Annotated in this window: 19 protein-coding genes, 3 pseudogenes and 1 other annotated feature; of the genes and pseudogenes, 9 read left to right on the top strand and 13 right to left on the bottom strand. The window is 34.8% G+C overall.

Annotated elements, in window-relative coordinates; translation table 11 throughout:
- Window positions 1-202 precede the first annotated feature (202 nt).
- The 5 genes and pseudogenes from E0H79_RS08550 (at window position 203) to E0H79_RS08530 (ending at window position 5449) form a co-directional block, all read left to right on the top strand.
- A complete protein-coding gene (locus E0H79_RS08550) occupies window positions 203-382 on the top strand; it encodes a DNA-binding protein (protein WP_004915830.1) in 180 nt (59 codons plus the stop codon).
- 222 nt (window positions 383-604) lie between these two features.
- Window positions 605-1315, top strand: a complete 711-nt coding sequence (locus E0H79_RS15580; RefSeq protein WP_004639141.1) for a TnsA endonuclease N-terminal domain-containing protein — start codon at window positions 605-607, stop codon at window positions 1313-1315.
- A pseudogene (locus tag E0H79_RS15515) lies at window positions 1312-1905 on the top strand (transposase); the annotation flags it as partial. The gene E0H79_RS15580 and the pseudogene E0H79_RS15515, both read left to right, overlap by 4 nt.
- Before the next feature lie 1312 nt (window positions 1906-3217).
- Complete coding sequence (locus E0H79_RS08535) at window positions 3218-4168, top strand: TniB family NTP-binding protein (protein ID WP_131261375.1); 951 nt, start codon at window positions 3218-3220, stop codon at window positions 4166-4168.
- A 48-nt stretch (window positions 4169-4216) separates the two neighbouring features.
- Window positions 4217-5449, top strand: a complete 1233-nt coding sequence (locus E0H79_RS08530; protein ID WP_131261374.1) for a hypothetical protein — start codon at window positions 4217-4219, stop codon at window positions 5447-5449.
- A 144-nt stretch (window positions 5450-5593) separates the two neighbouring features.
- On the opposite strand, the gene E0H79_RS15275 is transcribed toward E0H79_RS08530, so the two are convergent.
- From E0H79_RS15275 to E0H79_RS08515, 5 genes are all read right to left on the bottom strand, one after another.
- Window positions 5594-5758 carry a hypothetical protein gene (locus tag E0H79_RS15275; protein WP_165492526.1) on the bottom strand — a complete coding sequence of 55 codons (165 nt, stop codon included), beginning with the start codon at window positions 5756-5758 and terminating at the stop codon, window positions 5594-5596.
- A 9-nt stretch (window positions 5759-5767) separates the two neighbouring features.
- Window positions 5768-5929, bottom strand: a complete 162-nt coding sequence (locus E0H79_RS15270) for a hypothetical protein (protein ID WP_165492525.1) — start codon at window positions 5927-5929, stop codon at window positions 5768-5770.
- Between the two features lie 166 nt (window positions 5930-6095).
- A complete protein-coding gene (locus E0H79_RS08525; protein WP_004910988.1) occupies window positions 6096-6689 on the bottom strand; it encodes a DUF6338 family protein in 594 nt (197 codons plus the stop codon).
- A 14-nt stretch (window positions 6690-6703) separates the two neighbouring features.
- A complete protein-coding gene (locus tag E0H79_RS08520; protein WP_131261373.1) occupies window positions 6704-8998 on the bottom strand; it encodes a Mov34/MPN/PAD-1 family protein in 2295 nt (764 codons plus the stop codon).
- 6 nt (window positions 8999-9004) lie between these two features.
- The gene (locus tag E0H79_RS08515) at window positions 9005-10177 is read right to left on the bottom strand and encodes a metallohydrolase (RefSeq protein ID WP_131261372.1); all 1173 of its coding nucleotides are present in this window, start codon (window positions 10175-10177) and stop codon (window positions 9005-9007) included.
- Window positions 10178-10297: 120 nt separating this feature from the next.
- Here E0H79_RS08515 and E0H79_RS08510 point away from each other — a divergent pair, with 120 nt between their 5' ends.
- From E0H79_RS08510 to E0H79_RS08495, 4 genes and pseudogenes are all read left to right on the top strand, one after another.
- The gene (locus E0H79_RS08510; protein ID WP_131261371.1) at window positions 10298-11191 is read left to right on the top strand and encodes a helix-turn-helix transcriptional regulator; all 894 of its coding nucleotides are present in this window, start codon (window positions 10298-10300) and stop codon (window positions 11189-11191) included.
- A gap of 3 nt (window positions 11192-11194) precedes the next feature.
- Window positions 11195-11866 carry a hypothetical protein gene (locus tag E0H79_RS08505; protein WP_131261370.1) on the top strand — a complete coding sequence of 224 codons (672 nt, stop codon included), beginning with the start codon at window positions 11195-11197 and terminating at the stop codon, window positions 11864-11866.
- A 227-nt stretch (window positions 11867-12093) separates the two neighbouring features.
- Window positions 12094-12438: pseudogene (locus E0H79_RS08500) on the top strand (heteromeric transposase endonuclease subunit TnsA); the annotation flags it as partial.
- A gap of 49 nt (window positions 12439-12487) precedes the next feature.
- Window positions 12488-13721: pseudogene (locus E0H79_RS08495) on the top strand (IS3 family transposase).
- Window positions 12763-12879, top strand: a sequence feature (AL1L pseudoknot). (Overlaps the previous pseudogene by 117 nt.)
- Here the strand turns inward: E0H79_RS08495 and mrdA are convergent.
- The 8 genes from mrdA to cysS form a co-directional block, all read right to left on the bottom strand.
- The gene (mrdA, locus tag E0H79_RS08490) at window positions 13704-15593 is read right to left on the bottom strand and encodes a penicillin-binding protein 2 (protein ID WP_131261369.1); all 1890 of its coding nucleotides are present in this window, start codon (window positions 15591-15593) and stop codon (window positions 13704-13706) included. The pseudogene E0H79_RS08495 and the gene mrdA overlap by 18 nt on opposite strands.
- 6 nt (window positions 15594-15599) lie before the next feature.
- Window positions 15600-17516 (bottom strand): threonine--tRNA ligase, encoded by a 1917-nt coding sequence (gene thrS, locus E0H79_RS08485; RefSeq protein ID WP_131261368.1) that lies wholly within the window; start codon window positions 17514-17516, stop codon window positions 15600-15602.
- Between the two features lie 36 nt (window positions 17517-17552).
- The gene (locus tag E0H79_RS08480) at window positions 17553-18908 is read right to left on the bottom strand and encodes a dihydroorotase (protein ID WP_131261367.1); all 1356 of its coding nucleotides are present in this window, start codon (window positions 18906-18908) and stop codon (window positions 17553-17555) included.
- The gene (locus tag E0H79_RS08475) at window positions 18898-19458 is read right to left on the bottom strand and encodes a carbonate dehydratase (protein ID WP_000619803.1); all 561 of its coding nucleotides are present in this window, start codon (window positions 19456-19458) and stop codon (window positions 18898-18900) included. Before E0H79_RS08475 ends, E0H79_RS08480 begins: the two co-directional genes overlap by 11 nt.
- Before the next feature lie 29 nt (window positions 19459-19487).
- Entirely contained in the window at window positions 19488-19907 is a 420-nt protein-coding gene (hisI, locus tag E0H79_RS08470; RefSeq protein ID WP_000233115.1) for a phosphoribosyl-AMP cyclohydrolase, read from the bottom strand.
- Window positions 19901-20806 carry a GTP cyclohydrolase FolE2 gene (folE2, locus tag E0H79_RS08465; RefSeq protein WP_034583425.1) on the bottom strand — a complete coding sequence of 302 codons (906 nt, stop codon included), beginning with the start codon at window positions 20804-20806 and terminating at the stop codon, window positions 19901-19903. Before folE2 ends, hisI begins: the two co-directional genes overlap by 7 nt.
- A gap of 94 nt (window positions 20807-20900) precedes the next feature.
- Window positions 20901-21317, bottom strand: a complete 417-nt coding sequence (gene fur / locus E0H79_RS08460; RefSeq protein WP_131261366.1) for a ferric iron uptake transcriptional regulator — start codon at window positions 21315-21317, stop codon at window positions 20901-20903.
- 61 nt (window positions 21318-21378) lie between these two features.
- On the bottom strand, window positions 21379-22812 hold the full coding sequence (gene cysS, locus E0H79_RS08455) for a cysteine--tRNA ligase (protein ID WP_131261365.1): 1434 nt from the start codon (window positions 22810-22812) through the stop codon (window positions 21379-21381).
- Window positions 22813-22938 lie beyond the last annotated feature (126 nt).

The raw sequence follows: 22938 nt of genomic DNA, 5'->3' as shown, positions 1-22938 counted from the left end.
CTCTTAAGATATTTTAGACAAGATATTAAAGGCCTTTGACTTTTAATAATTCATATTTAGTTAATAAAAACAAAATCTTATGTGTAATTATTACTCTATTTTTTGATTTTTATGGAAAATTTTGGTCTTAAACAAGAAATATGGAAATTTGTAGTTTTTATAAAATTACTATATTTTTATAAAAAATTTAGGAGCTTTCGAGATGATTAAAAGTATCCAGCAAGTAAAAGAAGAATTTAATAGTTCTGGTATATCAATTGCGGAATGGTCAAGGGAGAATAATTTCCCTGCTCAATTGGTCTATCAAATATTGAATCACACACGCATTCCACAAAGAGGAAAAAGCCATCTGATCGCAGTGAAGCTAGGTATAAAGCAATAGAAATTTATTCTTATAGGTTTATATAAAAGAAAACGACTTATGTCTGCAAACATAAGTCGTTTGATTCCAATACAGAAATATTGAAACCTCTTACTCAAAGTATCTTCTGTATTGGGCAATTCGTCAAGCCCTACATTTTGTTTTTTACAAAGTGAATAAATAGGCTCGTTTCTGAATAGCAGCCCTGCTGTTTTTTCAAACGAGTTAAGGAAGGTACTCAACATGAAAAAATATAAAGATGATCCAAACTCAAATCTTCATGAGCAGATCGAACTTGCTTTTAAGCGGGGCTCTGATATTGCAGGTGTCTTGCACGGCATCAGGAAAATTCATCAAGGTAGCGTTGGTAAGCGTACCTCGTTATTTCCTAGTAAGAAAAATGCTGGAATGATACCTATTGAAAGTAATTTGGAATTAGCATATGCAATTGAATTAGAGAGAGATCTTTCTGTTGTTTCCTATCGGACACAAGCATTAAAAATCCAATTAAGCCAATATGAATCAAATTATCCTGACTTTTTAGTTAAATACTCTGATGGCCGTGTTGAAGTCCATGAAGTAAAACCAGATAAACATAATTTGACAGAAAAAAAAGCTAAGAAACACCATCGAATTAAAAAAATAATAAATTACCATAACATACAATATAAGGTAGTCGATAAAAATGATGTTGTGTTGGGATTTAACCAAACTGCATTATTATATTTTTATCAACGCTTAGGAATACAATCGTGGACAGATCAGCTGATAGATAAAGCAATAAAAGTCATTCCTACTCATGGTCAATTACTATTCACAGAAATACAAAAAATACTTGAAAACAATAGTTTGCCTGTTGATATGGCATATTACTTAATATTTTATAAATATATTCCTATGCCAGTTTACATCCCAGCTCTAGTAGAAGCAGTTAGATCTCGGGGGCTACTATGAACTCACATTTGTTAATTCCAAAGATAGGGTTAAGATTTTTACTAACTGGTACCTCCTTTGAAGTTAGTTGGACAAGTCAAGGGATGGTACGTTACTCAGCAATCACTGGGGGAAAAATCTACTCAATTAGTATCGAAAAATTTACTGAAAAATATCATTCAGGTGAGATCAAATTAAATGGAGATTTATCTGACTCAGTATTAAGTAAGGAAAAAACTAGAGATCTATTGAGAAAACAAGAATACATTAAAACCGTGTTAAATTCAGTTAGTCATCCCTATTCACATTCTAATGTTTATAAGACAATTATCGATGTTTCAAGACGAATAAAGGACCATTCTCCTCCCTCACCCCGTTCAGTCATGAGGTGGATAAAACTGTATTTAGATAATGACAAGGATCTCTATGTTTTAAATAAAATCAAGCCGGGAAATAAATTCCTTCGCTTCAATATTGAGATTGAACAAATTATAACTCTTGCAATTAGAGAGTGCTATCTAGAACCGAAAGAACATCGAAGCAGCATTGATGTTATAGCATTTATAAAAGCAAAAATGCTTGAGCAAGATATAAACGTTAATCAATGTCCATCATTACGTACTATTCAACGAAGAATTAAGCAGCTGGATCCGTACATCGTAATACGAGCAAAAAAAGGCGCGAGAATCGCAAATACAACATTTAAAGCTGCTGGAATAAAAAAAGAAAGCCCTTTTGTAATGGCAATAGTCGAAATTGATACTCATTATTTAGACATATTTATTATCGATGAAGAATCAAAAGATGTTATGGGGCGTCCTTTTCTAACTTGTGCTATTGATATCTTTACTCGTTGTATTGTTGGATGGTATTTAAGTATGTTACCTGTTAATGCTTCGAGTACTCTTGCAACTTTTAAAGATATGTTGAATAGACCACATAATGGTCTTCCAGGTGGAATTCCTGCTTTAATTATCCCTGATAATGGTGTGGAATTTAAAAACAATACAATGAGCAAAATATGCTGTGAACTAGGCATTACGATTCAGCCAGCTCAAAATAGAACACCAGACGATAAAGCTAAAATTGAACGTTTTTTTGGGACAATAACTCATAATCTGATTCAAAAGATAAGGGGGACCACATTTTCAAATCCTCGAGAAAAGGCTGATTATGATCCAAAAAAAAATGCTAGCATTACTTTAGCTGAATTAAGATCCTATCTAACTGAATGGATTGATGAAATTTATCATAAGACTATACATTCAACTATAAGTCGAGCTCCCATACTGGCATGGGAAGATGCTGTTAAAATAACCCCTCCTATTCTGCTCTCAAAATTTCAGATTGATGTCGTTACACGAAAAACTGTTAAAAGAAATATAAATCATGGTCAGGTTAAATTTTTGTATCTAACTTATAAATCTCACGTACTCACAACATTGTCAGCTCAGGGGATACTTGAAGTTACCCTTATGGTGGATGAATCAAATCTAGAATATGTTTATTTTCAAGATCCATTTGATAGTAGTAATTATATTCGAGCTGATTCAACTGATCCAATCTATACAAGACGATTGACATTGTATGAACATGAGTTGATTCAAGAAGAAATAAAGAAAATATCAAAAGCAGATAAAGAAAAATTAGGTGAACATGTAACTGATTTCGCAAGATGGGCTTTACATCAGCGTATTCAATCAGATGTTAAGTTAAGTAAAAAATCAAAACAACTTAAGATTGAGCTGCCAAATCATTTAAAAGTTCTTTTGGAGGATCCTATAGAATTTAATCTAGATGAACAAAAAAATGATTGTTTCAGTACTTTGCCGCTTATGTCATCACCAGCCAAAGACTCAGTTTCAGATAGTTTATCTGATGAGAAAGATAACTATTCAGATTTTTTGACTTGGGAGTTTGATGATGAATAATGATCAAGTTATTTTAGATAAAATAAATAAAATCATGCAACTAGTTATAGTTTCATCTGAATTTAATACTGCTTATAAAGGAATTTTACTTTGTGCAGAAAAAAATAAAACATACGCTCAGCCATTTGGTTGCTTGTTATTAGCAAAAGGTGGCTTAGGAAAAACAACTCTCTGCCAAACTATTGTGAGAAAACATCCCCCTACTTATCGGACTGAGGAGGGATTTAAGAAGTCAATAGTCCCTGTGTTTTATATAGAAGTACCCTCTCCAGCAACTGTGAAATCTGTTGCAAGTTGTATGTTAAATGCTTTGCATGATCCTGCTCCTTTTTCAGGGAGCACAGCGCAGATGAATCACAAACTTGTAGCACTGTTAAAAGTATGTGAAACAAGGCTGATATTTATGGATGAATTTCATCATTTGTTTGATCTTCAAACTTCGACCAAACGAATGAATACAGTGGTATGCAATTGGATAAAAACCTTGGTGAATGAAACTGGTATTTGTTTTTGCCTAGTAGGTCTACCTGAGTTTGAGTCATTATTGAAGATTGACAGTCAACTTGCACGAAGATTCTCACAAACCTTTAAGCTGAATCAGCTTAAGGTTACAAAAATAGATGAACCAGGAACATTACATGCATTCCTTCATCAAATTTCATTAAATATCGAAAAATATTTGCATATTAAATTTGAACCTTCTTTAACAAGTCAACTATTAGCTTTACAGATTTATATAGCAACAAATGGTCACCATGCTTACCTAATGCTTCTTTTAGAAAATTGTCTTTTCCAAGTTATGAAAGAAGATAAATATACAATAACGATTGAAGAGTTTATTAAAGCATGGGATGACGGTATTACTTCTTATATAAGTAAAACTAAATCAAATCCATTTCGTCTAGATATCACTAGTATTTCCTCAAAAATAAGAAATACTTAGTTCTGATTATATACATAAAAAATACTTTCATTATGTGGAGTAGAAGTATTGAATAAGCCAAATTTTAATAGAAAATTTCTTGTCATCCCTATACCAGAAGAAGATGAATTTATTCTGAGTTTTTTAAACCGAATAAAAATGGCTAATGCTTACCCTTCAATAAACTCTGTAATAAAAATAATTTTTGAAAAGAAGATAAATATTATCAATATAGTCAAAGGGAATTTTGATAAGTCAGTTTTTTACAAATTTACAGATTTAGTAGAAGATGAGATAAATAAATTGTGTCTAACTGACCAAAATAATTTCTATATAGTTAGTTGTCTCTTAATTTGTCCATATTGTATTAAGCAGCAAAATTATGTCTCTCTTGATGGATACAGAAAAAATTTTATATGCCCTACTCATTCGATTCCATATATAAGTAGGTGTCCCCACTGTAATAAATTGTTAGATTGGGATGCCGAAAAAATTGAAATCTGCAAATTCTGCAAGACTTATGTTTACTCAAATATTAGTGATTATATTGTTGAATATGATAAAAAAATAAGCCATAGTGATATATTTGTAATTTATAATGATTTTTTAAATTTAAAAGGTTTATCACCTAGCAGAAGTGAGCAGTATAGTTTAAATAATTTACATAAAGGATTAAAAAGGTCTATTGATTTTTTAATGCAACCAGATCCGTTTGTGATCAAAGAATTTAGAGAGTTATTTATAAGAACTGATATTAGATTCCCTAATTATAAAATAGTTAGATATGAATTTTTCTTATTAGTGTTTAAAATAATTAGATTGATAAATAGCATTTCTTTAGTTGGTTTTAAAATTAGAGAAAGTCTTTCGAATATTGTTGGATTCGAGCTGGTTGAAAAAATTTCCAATAATTATGACAAAGAGTTATATAACCTTTTGAATTATTACAATGAAAATTTTGGGCAAAGAAAAGTTGATTTAAATGTTAAAAAAATATTGAATACAACTGACAATGTTTCAGATTTGATAATAAATAAGTATTTTGAAAAATACGATAAAAATAATACTATTAAATTAGAGGATTTTATTCACTTCTGTAAAAGTTTATCTAAAAATTTAAGCTTTGACGATATCAATGACGACTTTATTTATCTTTTAGATTTTTCACCGAGCAAACAATTGGAATTGCTTGATAAAATATTTTATGAACCTATTTTTTTGTATAATTTTAATTATAGAGAAGTCTTATCAGGGGTTAAAATTAAAAGAAAGGATTTAAATCTAGTTGAAAAAAATCATTAAATTTACTTAAGAGTTATGTGGAAAATAGATATTCTTCAAACCTTTTACTATCGCTTCACGATTTATTCTGTTCAAAGTATTTCTATCAAAAACAAGTATATAAATAATGGAACCCACATAAAGAATGTGAGCTCTATATCCATCTTAAGGCTTTCTTGGTGGAGATGTAGTTTGTTGAGATGAATTTGATGCGTTCCCGCCAGAAGATCTGGTCGGTTGATAACCAAATTTATCTGAATCAGAAATAGATCCAGAAGGTTTCGGACTGTAACTATCATTTATGTTTTCAGGATTTTTAATATTAGACATTTCGATTCCTTAGGGTTTTTTAGGTGGAGATGTAGGTGCTTGAGGATTACTCGGGTTTGTTCTTCTCGATTTTTCTGGTTGATAACCTGCACCAGGCATTGGGTTGTGTGGTTTTATCACAGCTGGACTATAACCATCACCAACAGGTACTCTTTGAGTTTTATCATTCATAATTAATCTCGCTTTAAAATTAAGGTTTTTTAGGGGGCTGAGTATTTGATGGATTTGTTGAAGTCACCTTTTGTGGTTGGTAGCCTCTCGTTTGTAAGTCGTTTGGTATACTCTGAATATTAGTTTTTAAATCTTTAGTTGACATTGATAACTCCATAGATAAATATTAGGGATGTTGAAAAAATTCAATACTTTGAATGTCTTTGGATAATATTAGAATTCCTTCAGATTGCTCACGTATTCTTTCAAAACCACCCTCAGCACTAACCTCCCATGCTTTTTCTAAATAGATTTGTGGATCTTCAGGAAAACTCGATGTAAATGATTTCTCTGAATATTCTCCTGCTAGTTTTTTCCCATCAGATAAGGTAACTAAAACAAAATATTCTTTTCTCTGAGAAAAAATATAGTCCCATGCTCTTGGTGTAGGATGAGGAGCATTCTTTTTAAAAAACTCCATATTTCTTAATTTTAACCATCCCCAAGCTAAAAATGCTGGAAAAACAAGCATGACAAATGAATAAAAGATAATTGTAAAAAAAGGACAAATAAAATCCCATTTTTTACTAAAAATCATCATATAAATAAAAGGTCCTAATAAAGCATAGTTCAAACAACTATATGTAATGGCATCAATAATTAGCTTTGTACTATCTTTTTCATGATTTGGGCACAGTAACGAATAAGTTTTTATTGAAATAAAGCCTGGAATTGCAAAAATAATAAATAGAACAAGCTTACTAGATTCAAAGATTTCCATAATAATCCCCTATATTAAAGATAAAAACTGACTTTATTAGAATTTATGATAGCCATTAAAACGGGATCATTTGGATCATCTATCTTATTTTGTAAATCGGTTAGTAATACTTCATCCAACGCACTAGGTCTTGTCGATACATGGTCAGGATGAGAATGCCAATCACCGATATAGCGAACAATATAGGCTGTTTTCTCACTACATAGATCAATGTAATCTGACAGGCCTTCACTACCCCTTATGAAAGTTGTAGGTGTTGCAATGCTATCGTGAGGTGCTTCACAAACATCCACAATATAGATACTTTTTAGTTTCTGATCGATGTATCCTAAAATTACACCACCTGTTTCATTTGGAAGTTCTTTTGCTCTTATTTCAGATAATTTTTGGTGAGTAAAATTATCATAAATTATTGTCCAGCCATTCTGTAAGATTTCTCTCTTTGAGGGTAATACTTCTATAATCTGAGAATTTATTTGCCCTGTCGAATCATCTAAAGACCAGATTTTAATCTGAGCTTCATTACAGTAGCTACCCAAACGAATTTGTCGTGCCAGTATAGCGCCATGTAATTTAATTAGTTCATCAGAAATAATCATAGAAATATCACGGCATCCTCCACCTGTTTTAAATGTACCAAGATGTTTCTTAAGATGTTTTACTCCCCAATCATTATTTAATATAGCTCTATAATATTGTGCTTCTAATGCATCAATTCTAATCTTCTGTTCTTTATCTTCGAATAATAAAACAGAATCATCACCTGATGGTGTTATAAATGTAGATACTATACGTGTCGAATTTGCTAATGTTGGTAGATCTCTTGCTGCTTCAATTGATGTTGTCACATCAACCAATAATTCAGCGTTATTAATAGCTTCTTTAACTTGAGAATTTTCTGAGTCGTTAATTTTTGCATGAATAGCAACACTTTTTTCTCCAGAACGATAGTTTAGATCCACTAATTCTTTTACAACATCTACTTTAGATTTTCCAATATGGCAGTCTTTACCGATATGCCGGATTACATTATGAGGTTTAAGTAGGTCATCATCCACATACGACCACTTCCCCCATGCTTCTTTTGACCAAATTTCAGCTAATGTACTACCAAGTGCACCCACCCCAGCTAATACACCGTTAAAATTTGCGTTTGAAAGATCTATTCCTGAGGCCATTCTTGCGAACTTTTGTGTGGTTTCGAATGTAATTTGAACATATTCAAGTTGAATATTTGTTAAATTATCATTGGGCTGTTCAACTTTTAGATCAAATAAATGGTGATCAGGAAAACATATATTTTCGTTTTTTTTATCAAAACCTTTGTTCAAAGCGCCTAACCTAATACCCAAATCAGAAATAGTAGTATTACTAAGAGCAAAACCATAAAAATCGTAGTTAGTGCTTTCATCATTATTTTGATTAACTATTGGAACTATAAGTAAAAGCAATAAGAATGTATTCGTATTTGGTGATAAAAACTGAATACCATTATGATCTACATTTTTTTTAATTTCTTCTATCAATATATTCTTTAGATCAATATTCTTTGCTCTAAAATATTCAACTAAACCATCTAAAGTATCAGGAACTCTTTCAATCGGATTTAAACCAAGTTCAGGCAGTTTTACTACTATACTTTCTAAATAAACCTCGTCAATTTTTTCAGCTACGTCTATATATGAAGCTCTAAAAATTTTATATAGCTTATCCTGATTATAAATATAATTTAACCTAAGTTTGAAATTTTCGGAATTCAAACTATTAAAAAAATCAGATGGTAAAATTACTTGGTAAAAATTATTATAAAATAATCGCTCAGGAATAATATCATTTAGATGTAAAGTATCATTTGATGTTTCATGAAGCCACCATAAGATTCTCTGAAGAAATTTTTGGGGTGTCCAAGTCCTCTCAACTGATTCCCAACTTTCAGCATATAAGCAAAGCGAGGCTGGCTCTCCAGAAGATGTTCCATTTAAATGAGGAGTTTTTGGAAAATCTTTTCGAAGTGCTAAAACCTCATAGGGACTGCCAAATCGTTTATTAGGGTTATAAACTATAGCCAGTACTTCTGTCACTAAAATACCGACTTGGTTTTCCGTTGGGACAGTCCCATCACCACAGTGGACAATAATCGCCTCAGCTGGTTGATCTGATTTCCAAGACAATTCAACAATATCAGCAATATCAAAATCAGGATGACTAAGGCATGATTGAAATAATTGACGTGTCTGTTCATACTTTAGAAGATTAGGATCTAAGCTAGAATACGATTTACCTATCTTGAAAAACGGATCGACTGACATATAGTATTATCCTGCTCTAAGGTTAGGGGAAGCTGCAATTGACGCTGCGCCAATGACAGCTTTATTAGCTACACGTACCCCAACGTTATCAATCTCAAAAACGAGTGGCTTCACATTGGTACTCTTAGGATATTCACCCGTACAGTAAAACTTACCACTCACAGAGAGTTGCTGGACAATTCTTGTATAAGTCCGTTTAGCACGGATACATGGAGGATCACTGTCTTCATCCTGAATCAACTTACTACTGGCAACAATGGCAGCCCCTTTTCTTGCCTGAGATAGTGCATTGACCGCATCAGCAGACTCTTTTGCACTTTCTCCCTTTCCACTCCAGCTATCATGTGAAAGAGTACGCCATGAACAGTGATGGGGTGTTTGCAAAATATTGTACGCAAGAACCTCTGGAGTAGAACGATACTTATCCCAAATCAGCTCCCAAATTTCTACCTCTGCATCACCACCAGATAAGAAACGGCATTTATCAGAATAGTCATTTGAAGCAATACTAAAATTAATGATTACGCTTGAATGATTTTTAGAAAGAATACATTCCAGTTCTTCACTTTGCTTGGTCATGGGCGCGATTAAGAAACATTCAAGATTTGAATCATACCCTTGATTATTGATTCTAAAGGTTGTGCCAGATTTAATGAGAATAGGATTTAGATCATCTGTCTTACCATTCTCATCTTCACCCATAATAAGGATTTGATCTCCTTGAGGAATACTAAAGAAATTATTCTCTTTATTAATTTTAACTCGACGTCGTGCTTCTGTATTGAAAGCACAAGCATCCTCACATAAAGTATGATTTTTTGAAGCGCGTCTAAACACCATCGGTGAAGACCAGAGCTCACGAATCACAATTCTCTTTTCATTGTCTATTTTATTATCATCACAATAGTTAGCTAAAGCTCCTAAATGAAAATGCTTTTGCAATCCCGTACAATGATCTTTATCAGGATGGCTTAATAAAAATACATCAACAAAAGGACGATTATTCATATCCCGCTTAAGTCTGCCCCGTAAGTCACTGGCAACATCATAAGTAGAAGTTAAAGGATTATCAGCATCCTGACGGATATTGATATCAACTAGTATGGTTCTACCATCAGCTAAAGTGATAAGTGTCATATCACCATTATCGACGGGAAAGAAAACGATTGAAGCAGGCATACGTTTACCTTAAGCGACTAGAAAAGATTGATGCCTTAATATACAATATAATTTTTAGATGGGAATACTTTTTATACCCATCTAAAAATTATATTTGTTAGCAAACATTTCAGGTGATGTATGACCGATAAAGAATCAAAAACGTCAAATTGGTCACAAGACAAACGGTTGGAGTTTATAGATTTTAGGCTTCAATGGACTGGTAAAATCAATCGTAGTGATCTAGTAGATTTTTTTGGAATATCTGTTCCTCAAGCTTCTCTTGACTTAGCTCGTTATATAGATTGGCGTCCAGATAATGTATTTTATGACAAAAAAACAAAGGCTTATTTAAAGTCTGAAGAATTCCAACCTCTATTCAGCGAAAAAGGTTCACGCTACTATTTACGTAATTTACTGGCTTTAAATCAAAATATTATTAGAAGTGATGAAAGCTTTATCGGCATGGTACCACCAAGTGATGTCTTACCATCTTTAGAGCGAACAGTGCCTGAAAATACCTTAGCTTTGGTTATTGATGCGATTAATAATAAAAAAGCTATCAGAGTAAGCTATCTTTCAATGACGAGTGATGTAGCTTCTGAAAGAACACTTAATCCACATGCTATGGTATTCGATGGTCATCGTTGGCATGTAAGAGCATTTTGTCGAACACGTAAAGATTTTCGTGATTTCGTTTTAGCTAGAATTATTACAGCAGAAACTCTAGATGAAGCAGTGGTATCCTCCGAACAAGATATAGCATGGCATACATACATCACACTGGTTTTTAAGCCTTCATATGACTTATCTGAAACACATCGTAAAGCCATTGAATTTGACTATGGAATGATCGATGGGAAAATAGAGATAAAATGTAGAAAAGCATTATTATTTTATACTTTGAAACGTTACAATCTCTTAAAGGATTTCATAACTGATAACGAGAAATTAAATAAGTTAAATGATCAATTTATATCCTTATCAAACTATGAAGATATCTCTCATTTAATAAAAGATGAGATTGGGCAATAAGTTATGGCAAATGAATTATCTACCTCAGAAAAACTTCAAAAAGAAAACATAAGTAACATATGGAAAATCATATGTATGGATTTTCTTATTTTAAATATTATTTTATCCGCATTGAATATAGAAAAATTTATGAGTTTATTACTTTCAAAAAGTATGTTGGATAACTCTTTATTTAAATTATTATCATCCTTTATCTTGGGTATTTTAATCGTAAAATTGCTATTAAATATTTTACCAGCAGAAATGAAACATAACATTATATTTGGGAAGTTGAAATATAGTCTCCCAGGGCATCGGGCTTTTACTGTACATGCGAAAAAAGATCCACGTATTGATATGGAAAATTTAGAAAAAATACTCGGTGTACTTCCTACACTACCGTTTGAACAAAATCGTGTCTGGTACAAAATTTATCAAAAGCATAAAAATGATGAACAAATTGTTGACTCTCATTTAAAATTTCTATTTTTTAGAGATAGCAGTATATTAACTATTTTTATACTTATTGGCTTTATTATTCTTTGTATCACTTTTAAAGCAACACTATTCCAATGGATACTTTCAATTTCATTCATTACTATTCAATTAATCATTTTTATCATCTCAGCAAGAAATAATGGCATTAGATTCGTCCAGAATGTTTTATGCCTTGAGTCTCATAAAGATCTACCTTAACTTATTCTATAAAAAAATTAAGAAAAAATTCCTAAAATAGTGAATCATACCAAATTATAATTTTTTAAAATTATATAAGTGTGTTTAGACAATATAGTTTTAAACTAAACATTAAAGTTCTAAACTAGACATTAAAGTTGTAAACTAAATAAACCCAGCTATACTGATTAAAAAGTAGGCTGGGTTTTTCTATGAGTAGAGCACCGAGATTCTTCACATAAGAACAAATTAGCAAAAGAATAAAAAGTGGTCGTGGACAAGGTATGGGAAAAGATTACCAACCATGGCTGACTATTCAGGATGTACCCTCTCGTGGGGTCTCTCATCGTATTTACTCTCATAAAACGCAAAGAGTTCATCATTTACTTTCTAATTTGGAACTGTATGTTTTTTTGATTTTAGATTGGTCTAGTTCTGTTCAGGATATTCGGGAACAATTTCCTTTGAATATAGATGACACAAAAGAAATCTGTTTAGAGCATGGATTGAGACATCCCAGCATACAAGGCTCGGAACAGGTTATGACTTCCGATTTTCTGATTGATACAAATGATAAGAAAAAACCTCAATTTGAACCGTACCGGGTTTGTCGGAGACCAAGCTTTCTGAGAGAATGTCCCGATGAAAAAAGTAAAATATACCCCTGAAATCAGAGAAAGAGCGGTTCAATTATTGATTGAATCCGAGAAAGATTATCCATCGAATTGGGCTGCGATCACCGCTATTGCTCCCAAGATAGGTTGTACTCCTGAAACTCTACGTGTTTGGTATCAAAAATATTTAGATAAACAAAACCCAATTAAAGTACAGCAACTTTCAGATCAAGAACGTATTAAACAACTCGAACGTGAAAATAAAGAACTGCAACGTGCTAACGAAATTCTACGTAAAGCAGCCGCTTTTTTCGCCCAGGCGGAGCTCGACCGCCCACACAAATAATGGTAGATTTCATCCATAACAATAAGGCGTTATATGGTGTTGAGGCGATTTGCAGGATTTTACCGATCGCGGCTTCTACCTATTATCGAACACTAGATTTCGTTGAAAACCCAGAACATCGAGCAAAGCGAGATCTACATGACTTGCATCATGCTGAACAAATTAAACGAATTTGGAAGGAAAGTTCAGGTCGATATGGTGTGCGTAAAGTTTGGCAAAAATTGAAACGTGAAGGCTATGTTATTGCTCGCTGTACAGTTGCTCGATTGATGCAAAAACTAGGTATACAAGGTGTTTGGCGTGGTAAGAATAAACAAACTACCCGTAGCCGAGAGGATCAAAAACGAGCAGATGACTTGGTGAAACGCAATTTTAGTGCTGATCATCCTGACCCTTGCGAAGCAATACTTCTCAGGTCGCTGACTTCACGTATATTCAAACAAATTCAGGCTGGGTTTATACTGCATTTATTATTGATGTCTTCTCACGAGCAATTGTTGGATGGAAAGTATCGACACGGATGAATACAGATATGGTGCTCGATGCACTTGAGCAAGCGTTACATGCTCGAGACATGCCAAAGAATGTGATTCACCATAGTGACAGAGGGGTTCAATATCTTTCCATTCGCTATACCAATCGTTTAGAAGCAGCAAATTTACGAGCATCAGTCGGTACGACCGGTGATTCATACGATAATGCTTTGGCTGAAACAGTGAATGGCTTATACAAAACAGAGGTGATTGAATATTTAAAAGCAGATTGGCAAGGTTTAGCGGATGTACAACTTGCGACATTAAATTGGGTAGATTGGTTCAATAAAGAGCGTGTACATAGTGCACTAGGTTATGTGCCACCTTTTGATTTTGAAGCAATGTACTATGATAAAATTAATCCGTTAGGTCAGGTGGCCTAACTTAAATAAAAAGTCTCCGACAAACCCGGTACGGTTCATACTTTCTTTCAACCAATAATCAAAAATTGGACGAGCAACTTTGGCAGCAGCACTACCACTGCGTCCATTCTCTAAAATAATGGCAAGAACAATTTGAGGGTTATCCGCAGGAGCAAAGCCAATAAATAGAGCATGATCGTAATGCCGTTCACTGAGTAAGGCTTCATTGTAGTGTTTGCCCTGTGCAATACTTTTAACTTGGGCTGTACCTGTTTTTCCTGCAATTTGATATTGTAGTCCCGACTTGATACCTTGACCTGTACCAGACTGAATCACATCAATCATGGCGTGATGCATTTTTACCCAATCGTTAGGGGTGCCATTAAAGAGAATTTTACCATCTGTATCATGGTGGATTGGGTAGGGTGTTGAACCTTTACTTTCTTTAAGTAAATGAGGGGTAATATGCTTACCAGAATTGGCAACGATTGCTGTCGAAAGGGCTAATTGTAATGGTGTAGCGGTGAATGCCCCCTGACCAATACTTACGGAAATTGTTTCACCCATTAACCATTTTGTCCCACGGGTTCGCATTTTCCATTCGGGTGATGGATATAATCCCGAACTTTCATAAGGTAAGTCAATTCCTGTTTTTTCACCAAAGCCAAACTGGGTCATCCATTTGTACATATTGTCGATACCCATTTGATAAGACAATATATAAAAATAGGTATCACTAGACTGTGTGATCGCTTTATGTAAATCGACAATGCCATGGCCAGATTTTTTCCAATCACGAAATTTATGACTATCACTAGGGATTTGGAAATAGCCAGGATCAAAAATTTTGGTATTCCAGTCAATATAGCCATAATGAATACCGCCCAATCCAGCCATAGGTTTAATTGTTGATGCTGGTGGATAAGTCCCCTGTAATGCTCGGTTATATAATGGTTGATCAAGATTCTCATTGAGATTGTTATAATCTTTATGGCTAATACCCGTCACAAATAAATTCGGATTAAAACTTGGGCTAGATACCATTGCCAGTACTTCACCATTACGAGGATCTAAGGCGATAATCGCTCCACGTTTCTGTGCAAGTTGTTCCGATGCAAACTTTTGTAAATGAAAGTCAAGTGAAAGATAGAGATCATTGCCACGAATTGCAGGTTGGTGTTCTAAATGTTTTAAAACTGTCCCATGTACATTGACTTCAACAGATTCATGACCTTTTTGCCCATGTAAAAGTTGTTCATAAAATTTTTCTATACCGATTTTACCAATCAGGTTTGTACCTGCATATTTATCTTTATCAATAACTTTTAGCTCTTTATCATTAATTCGTCCCACATAGCCAATTAAATGAGCAAACAAATCATCATAAGGATAAATTCGTGTCATTTGGGTTGCAATTTCAACATCAGGAAATTGATATTTAACTTCACTAAATCGTGCAATATCTTCATCAGTAAGATGGAATTTAATGGTGACTTGGTCAGTTTTTCGTGCATCTTTAAAACGTTTTTGAACTTGTCCAATATCTTCTGCTGATAAATTTAATATTGGTTGTAAATTATTGATTAAATTGTTAATTTTTGGATATTGAGCTTTATTTACAGTAATTGAAAAAATAGGATAATTATGGGCGAGTAATATTCCATTACGATCGTAAATATTTCCTCTCGCAGGTGGGATTGACTGTAAACGAATTCTGTTAGATTCTGAGATAGTTTGAAAATGTTGATGCTGATAGAGCTGCAAATAACCATATCTAATGATCAAGACAGCAAGACAAATTCCCACTAGAGCCATTGCAAAATAGATTCTCAGGTTAAAAATCTTCTTTTCCTGCTGTAAATTTTTAACCTGATTATGTGTTTGATGCCACATAAGCAATCAATTCACAAAATGTGCTTGAGTCGTAAAGAAATCAGGCAGATCTGTAATCAGGATATCCCCAAAATCCCGCCCATTTTGCGCACGTATTCGAATAGATGATTGTTGCATTTCTTGCTCCCCAACAATGATCAGATAAGGTATTTTTTGTAGCGTATTTTCACGGATTTTATAGTTCAATTTCGATTGACTTAAATCTAATGTTGCCCTAAAGCCATTCTGTTTAAGTGATTCTTGGACTTGTTTGGCGTAATCATGTTGTGCATCTGTAATCGGTAAAATTGCGATTTGGACAGGTGCAAGCCAAAATGGGAAGTGCCCCATATAATGCTCGATCAAAATACCAATAAAGCGCTCAAGAGATCCAAATAAAGCACGGTGCAACATCACAGGCCGTTGTTTTTCATTATTTTCATCAATGTAATGAATATCAAAACGTTCTGGTAAATTTAAATCAACCTGAATTGTTCCGCATTGCCATTCACGACCAATGGCATCTTTTAAGGTAAATTCAAGTTTAGGGCCATAAAATGCACCTTCACCGATATTTAATGTATAAGGAATATTAAGCTGTTCGAGGGATTGTTTTAGTGTATTTTCTAAGAAATCCCAAATTTCTTCCGTGCCGACACGATGATCAGGCCTTGTCGATAATTTAAGCGAAACTTCATTAAAGCCAAATTGCTCATAAATTTTATAAATGAGGGCAATTGTATTTTTACATTCAGATAAAAGCTGGCTGTTAGTACAAAAAATATGGGCGTCATCTTGGGTAAAATGACGAACACGCATTAATCCATGTAAAGATCCAGATGGCTCATAGCGATGAACTTTACCAAATTCCGCCATACGTAATGGTAAGTCACGATAACTTCTTAATTCATGTGCATATAGACAAACTGCGCCAGGACAACTCATAGGCTTAAGTGCATAACTTCGCTGATCTTCAGTGACGGTGGTAAACATATGCTGCTGATAGTTTTGCCAGTGTCCCGAAATTTCCCAAAGTTCACGATCCATGACATCGGGAGTATTAACTTCGATATAACCCGCATCATCTTGTTGCTGGCGTAAATAATCTGATAATAACTGAAATAATTTCCATCCTTTCGCGTGCCAGAACACGGCACCTGGTGCTTTATCATCAAAATGTAGTAAATCAAGTTGTTGTGCTAATTTACGATGATCTCGTTTTGCGGCTTCTTCAACTTGCTTTAAATGTTTTTTTAATTGTTTTTGGTCAGCCCAACATGTGACATAAATCCGCTGTAACATCGGTTGTGTAGCGTCGCCTTGCCAATATGCACCAGAAACATGAGTCACTTTAAAATATTCTAAAAATTCAGTATTTGGAACAAGTGGATATAAGTAAACGTCTGAGAAATCATTATTTTGATGGAAAAATAAGTCGCTTGAGTTACTCGTATTTTTTAAGTATTGATACTTAAAATCCAAATCTTGCTGTTTAAAAAAATTAGCTGCTTGATCGACTGCAATCTTTTCAGTGCGAATATCTAAATGTTGTTGTACCCACTCATGCATTTTCAGTTCAATGTGTTGTAAATCATCCTGATTAAAATGCGGCGTATCGGCGAAATCATAATAAATACCTTGATTGGTAATTTGATATTCTACAGGTTGAGCAGCAGAGTATAACTGATGGACAGCCTGTGCTAATAAATAAGCATAGGAGTGTCGTAGTAGATTTAAATTATTGTCATCGTTCAGACTGAAAAGTTCGATGTGACAGTCATGTTGGATGACATGATGCACATCAACGAAATGAGCATCAATTTTGGCGAGAAAAGCTTTTTTATAGCCTTGAATTTTGAAACGGGACAAGGTTTCAAAAATCGACATTGGTTGCTCAAGTTGAAGATGCTGTGCTGAACCAAGGAAATTAAGCTGGATATTCATGTAGAGTCGTCTAAATACAGGTTGGGTTATTGCAGATTAGCGGTCAATTTCTAAGGCTTGACCCTGACAGTTAAGATAAGGTTGCTGTTGGTGCCATGCGAGTTGACCAGAAATGATGGTTGTATCCACCAGATAGCGGAACGTTTTCTCTTGGAAGGGTGTCCAGCCGCAACGCATAAAATTAGTCTGTTCAGCTACTGATTGTTTTTTCTGATTTTCGCGGATGAGGACTAAATCAGCCCAATAGCCTTCGCGGATATAGCCTCGATCTTTAATACGGAATAAATCGGCAACTTGATGAGAAGTTTTTCTTACCAGCGTTTCAATTGATAGCTTTTGATCTGCCACTAATTCTAATAATGCGGGTAAGGCATGCTGAACTAGCGGTAACCCTGAAGGGGCATTAAAATAAGTTTGCTGTTTTTCTTGCCAAGTATGCGGCGCATGGTCTGTGCCAATAATATCTAAACGCTCACTATTGGCGACAGCATCAATGAGGGTATGCTTGTCACTGGCAGTTTTTATTGCTGGATTACATTTAATTAAATGTCCTAAATCTGCATAATCAGACTCATCAAAAGTTAAGTGATGTATACATACTTCAGCAGTAATATGCTTTTTATCTAATGGTAAATTTTTAAATAAGCAAAGCTCTTTTGCTGTCGTCAGATGCAACACATGTAGCTGTGTACCAAATTCCTCAGCGAGTGATACGGCTAATCGAGAGCTTTCAAAACAGGCTTGTTTATCCCTAATTTTAGGATGTAAGTTTGCTGGAATATCTTCGCCATATTTATCACGATAAAACTCTTCCAGCTGTTTGATCCGGGGCGTGGATTCGCAATGTGTTAATAAAATAGTGGGTACATTCGCAAATAGGCGCTCTAAAATTTTTGGATCATCAACCAACATATTACCCGTTGATGCTCCCATAAAAACTTTCACGCCGCTAACCAATTTAGGATCAAGCGCTTCAACAATATCTAAATTTTGTGCACTTACCCCAAAGTGAAATGCATAATTGGCTATGCTATGTTGAGCTGCAATTGCTTTTTTATCGTGTAGTGCAGTTAAGTCCAATGTAGCAGGATTGGTATTCGGCATATCCATAAAGCTGGTAATTCCACCTATCGCAGCTGCCAAAGATTCTGAGGTAAAACTCCCTTTTTGTGGTGAGCCTGGGTCGCGGAAGTGGACTTGATCATCAATCATGCCTGGGAGTAACCATGCGCCATCAGCCTCGATGCTCTTGGCATTGTGGATACCCGTTATATTAGATTGTATTTTACGAATACGGCCTTGCTGAATAAGGACATCACCGATTTGTTGCTGCCCCTCATTAACTATATTCGCATTACGTATGATGAGATTTGGGAGTTGTCTAAAATTCATTTTGTAATGCCTTATAACCTTGTACTAACTCAATATTAGTGCTCACCACACTTTCAGAAAATTCACTGATAGAAATATCGATCGGTGGGTATAGGCTTAAGTCGGTTCGGGCATTGATATAGCTCATCGCAGGGACATAAAATGATTCAGGTAAATCGCGACCATCGACAACTGCATTATGACGGATGGCACTATGATCACCGACTTTACAGTTGAATAAGACACTGTTAAAGCCGACAAATACGCGGTTACCAACCACACATGGACCATGAATAATCGAACGATGGGCGATGGATGAGTTTTTTCCAATCGTGACTTGTGCACCTGCTTTTGAATGAATGACAACACCATCTTGAATATTTGAATTTTCACCAATGATGATGGGTTGCATGTCGCCATTTTCATCCACTTCATCTGCACGGATCACCGCATAAGGACCGACAAATACGTTCGCTTCAATAATGACTTTTCCACAAATAATTGCGGTCTGATCAATATAAGCGGATTGGTCAATGACAGGGAGATGACCAGTTGGATTTTTACGAATCATGGTAATGTCTTCAATGTTATATAAATTAGCTAAATAATGGGCTGAGTTAAAATTGTGGCGTGTTGTGTGTTTAATCCAAGATAAAAACAATTGGGGCGATTAGTGTGGCAGGCTGGTCCAGTTTGCTCGACCAAAAAAAGGATGCTGTCACCGTCACAATCAAGTCTGGCTTCAATGAGTTTTTGACGATGTCCTGAACTTTCGCCTTTTCGCCATAAGCACTTCCGCGAGCGAGACCAATAGCAAACCTGTCTTGTATTTAGGGTTTCAAGTAGTGCATCACGGTTAATCCAAGCAAGCATTAAGACATCTTTACTTTGTCCATCTTGGGCAATGGCAGTGATTAGTCCATCCTTGTTCCAGGGAATAGCATCAATAATGCTTTTCAGTTCATAACATTGCCCCATCTTTCCTTGTTCAATGTCTAGAAAAACTGTTGAACCTACCATTGCCATGATCCCTGAGCGACTGCATCGTGAGCATGTAAACTTTCAGCATGGATGACTTTGAAGTTAAATCCTGAAATACCTGAGTAGTTGACAAATGCGTGGTATAAGCGGCGTAAAGCATCTTCACAGAACATTAAATTTTGACCATTTGCTAATGCGAATGCTTGCTCATCTACGCGTTTGACAGCTGTCTGAACAGGTGTTGTCAAGGCTTGTTCTGCATGTGAAATGAATTGCCGAATTGGAATGGACTGTAAACAAGGGTCTAAGTTAAAACGTAGCTGAGCAAAACTTCTTTGGCTGTGTGGAGTTGCTACAATCGCATCTGTTGTACCTAACCACGCCATAATTTCATCGGTGTTTTGTGGATTTATTTTTTTTGTATCAATGGCATCTTGAAAGCTTTTTTGAATGAGGTCACGTGCTAAAGCAGCAGAACAAGGACAGGTTGAGGAATAGGTGATTTCTATTGCTAATTCTGCTTCAAAAGTATGCTCACTTAACTTACAGGATAAGCTAAATGGATAACTTTTCCAGCCCGATAGTGCGCTGACTAAAGCAGGTTGTTCTAAATTAAACTCTGCTTGAATATCAAGGCGGGCTTGTTGAGAGAGCTCAGTATGGCTCGCTAAAAAATCTTGAAGCGCTTGATAAATTTTACTTAAAGTTAGGTCAGGTAGGGCATGGAGTTCCAGCAGTCGAGTATACAGTCTAGACATATGAATACCTTTAGCCTGAGGATTATCTAAGCTGACATAGGCATTCACTTTACTTGCGCACAGTGTATTTTGAATGTGAATAGGTAAGGCGATATTCTCCATTCCGACCCAATCGAGAGGATAGGCATGCATATTCAGAAAAGGTTCAGATGAGACATCTGGGAGCTGCAAGGCATTCATAATTGAAAGTAAGTGTTATGTTATAACATAACACTTGATAGGTGTTATTTCTAGTATGCTTGTGATAAAAACTGATAAATAGTCGTTTTTTATTTTACTGAGTTGAATTTCTACAATATCCAAATAAGATCAGAGAATGTCCTGTGAGTTGAAAATCATGCTTTGTTGCAATATCTAGAAGCAATTTTTCAATTTCTTCATTCTTAAACTCAATGATTTGGTTTGTTTCTTGACAGACAAGATGATCGTGCGAAGTATTTTGCTTTATCTCAAATACAGCATGATTGTGATCAAAGTTACGGCGTTGAATAATACCTGCCATTTCAAATTGAGTTAAGACTCTATAGACCGTTGCTAGTCCAACATCCTCATCTTGCTCCAATAGTTTTTTATAAATATCCTCGGCACTCAGATGGTGAGGAATTGAGTTTTCCAATATTTCTAAAATTTTTATTCGCGGAAGAGTGACTTTTAGTCCTGCTTTTCTCAGGTCTTGATTGCTAATTGCCATATGTGTAATCCGTATTTGATAAAGGTGGGAAGGATGAATCTTAATAAGTAAACATCATTCATTATTGATTGAGTCTCCAAATTGTTTGTGTCTGGGTATCTTCTAAAAGGATGCCACTTTTAAGCAATTTCTGTCGAATTTGATCTGCTAAAGCATATTGTTTATTGCTTCGTGCTGTATTTCTTGCCAGAATCGCTTCTTGGATTTCCTGCTCGGAAAGGGGTGAATCTTGTTCACTAGCTGAGTGCTTTAATATTTTCTCAGGATCATACTGAAAAATATTTAGAATATTGCCGATCCAAAGAAGTAACTGATAATTTTTAATAACGTTTTCTGGGCTCTCTTCTTTTAAGGCTATGTTTAACTGCTTCAATAAGTCAAAACAAATGACGAGTGCTTCAGGGGTGTTAAAGTCATCATTCATGGCTTGGTTAAATTTTTGTATAAAAGGATTACTGTTTAGTTCTGTTTTAATAGCATCATCTTTTGATGTGATAAAGGGTTGTGCGTGGTAAATTGCTTGATAGAATCGAGACAATACTTTTTGTGTATCTTTTAAAATATGATCAGAGAAATCAATAGGACTCCGATAATGAGAACTAATCATTAATAAGCGAATGACTTCAGGATGATAAGACTTGAATGCATCGCGGATGGTGAGAAAATTACCTAATGATTTCGACATTTTTTCTCCATTGACATTGATGAAGCCTGTATGCAACCAGTAATTCACATATTTTTCTCCAGTTGCAGCTTCACTCTGCGCAATTTCATTTTCATGATGTGGGAAAATTAAATCACCCCCACCGCCATGAATATCAAAATGGTTGCCAAGATGACACATTGACATTGCCGAACATTCAATATGCCAACCTGGTCGCCCATTTCCCCAAGGCGATTGCCAAAAAGGTTCATTGGGTTTTGAAGCTTTCCAGAGTACAAAATCAAAAGGGTGACGCTTTTCAGTTTCTATGTTGATGCGTTGGCTAGCGCCTGCTTGCATATCTGCTAATTTTCGGCCAGATAATCGTCCATAGTCAGGATAGCTTTCAATGGAAAAATAAATATCACCATTTGATGTTTGATAGGCGTATTTTTTTTGGAATAAGGTTTGGATAATAGTTTGAATATCTTGAATAGAATCAGTTGCTTTAGGTTCTGCATCAGGAGAGAGGCAGCCTAAAGTCTGAAAATCTTTATGCATTGCTTGAATAAAGTGATCCGTCAATTCGCCGATGGATTCGTGGTTGTCTTGTGCTTTTTGAATAATCTTGTCATCGATATCCGTAATATTACGAATGTATTTTACTTTCCAGCCCTGTGATCTTAAAAAACGCACAATCAAATCAAATGCAATCATGGTTCTGGCATGTCCAATATGACAGTAGTCATAAACGGTGATTCCACAGACATAGAGCTTGATCTCGTTTGCTACGATGGGCTCAAAGTGCTCTTTTGAGCGAGTTTCAGCGTTATAAACATACAAATCAGACATTATTTTTTCCTTATTAACCCTCTATAAATTGCAAAAAATTATTAAATAAAATCTCATTCCGCCTACTTAAATTAAGAAGAACAGCTTTTAAATATATTTGTTATGTTATAACATAACAAATACTGA

This window comes from Acinetobacter sp. ANC 5045 (genome assembly GCF_004331005.1).
GTDB lineage: Bacteria > Pseudomonadota > Gammaproteobacteria > Pseudomonadales > Moraxellaceae > Acinetobacter > Acinetobacter towneri.
This window is presented reverse-complemented; position numbering and strand designations above follow the sequence as displayed.

Excerpts from the sequence above, each read along its gene's own strand:
- thrS (WP_131261368.1), bottom strand. The coding sequence starts at position 17,516 with ATGAATATCCAGCTTAATTTCCTTGGTTCAGCACAGCATCTTCAACTT.
- E0H79_RS08480 (WP_131261367.1), bottom strand. The coding sequence starts at position 18,908 with ATGAATTTTAGACAACTCCCAAATCTCATCATACGTAATGCGAATATA.
- E0H79_RS08505 (WP_131261370.1), top strand. The coding sequence starts at position 11,195 with ATGGCAAATGAATTATCTACCTCAGAAAAACTTCAAAAAGAAAACATA.
- mrdA (WP_131261369.1), bottom strand. The coding sequence starts at position 15,593 with ATGTGGCATCAAACACATAATCAGGTTAAAAATTTACAGCAGGAAAAG.
- cysS (WP_131261365.1), bottom strand. The coding sequence starts at position 22,812 with ATGTCTGATTTGTATGTTTATAACGCTGAAACTCGCTCAAAAGAGCAC.
- E0H79_RS08510 (WP_131261371.1), top strand. The coding sequence starts at position 10,298 with ATGACCGATAAAGAATCAAAAACGTCAAATTGGTCACAAGACAAACGG.
- hisI (WP_000233115.1), bottom strand. The coding sequence starts at position 19,907 with ATGGTAGGTTCAACAGTTTTTCTAGACATTGAACAAGGAAAGATGGGG.
- folE2 (WP_034583425.1), bottom strand. The coding sequence starts at position 20,806 with ATGAATGCCTTGCAGCTCCCAGATGTCTCATCTGAACCTTTTCTGAAT.
- E0H79_RS15270 (WP_165492525.1), bottom strand. The coding sequence starts at position 5,929 with ATGAATGATAAAACTCAAAGAGTACCTGTTGGTGATGGTTATAGTCCA.
- E0H79_RS08475 (WP_000619803.1), bottom strand. The coding sequence starts at position 19,458 with ATGATTCGTAAAAATCCAACTGGTCATCTCCCTGTCATTGACCAATCC.
- E0H79_RS08550 (WP_004915830.1), top strand. The coding sequence starts at position 203 with ATGATTAAAAGTATCCAGCAAGTAAAAGAAGAATTTAATAGTTCTGGT.
- E0H79_RS15580 (WP_004639141.1), top strand. The coding sequence starts at position 605 with ATGAAAAAATATAAAGATGATCCAAACTCAAATCTTCATGAGCAGATC.
- E0H79_RS15275 (WP_165492526.1), bottom strand. The coding sequence starts at position 5,758 with ATGTCTAATATTAAAAATCCTGAAAACATAAATGATAGTTACAGTCCG.
- E0H79_RS08520 (WP_131261373.1), bottom strand. The coding sequence starts at position 8,998 with ATGTCAGTCGATCCGTTTTTCAAGATAGGTAAATCGTATTCTAGCTTA.
- E0H79_RS08535 (WP_131261375.1), top strand. The coding sequence starts at position 3,218 with ATGAATAATGATCAAGTTATTTTAGATAAAATAAATAAAATCATGCAA.
- fur (WP_131261366.1), bottom strand. The coding sequence starts at position 21,317 with ATGGCAATTAGCAATCAAGACCTGAGAAAAGCAGGACTAAAAGTCACT.
- E0H79_RS08525 (WP_004910988.1), bottom strand. The coding sequence starts at position 6,689 with ATGGAAATCTTTGAATCTAGTAAGCTTGTTCTATTTATTATTTTTGCA.
- E0H79_RS08515 (WP_131261372.1), bottom strand. The coding sequence starts at position 10,177 with ATGCCTGCTTCAATCGTTTTCTTTCCCGTCGATAATGGTGATATGACA.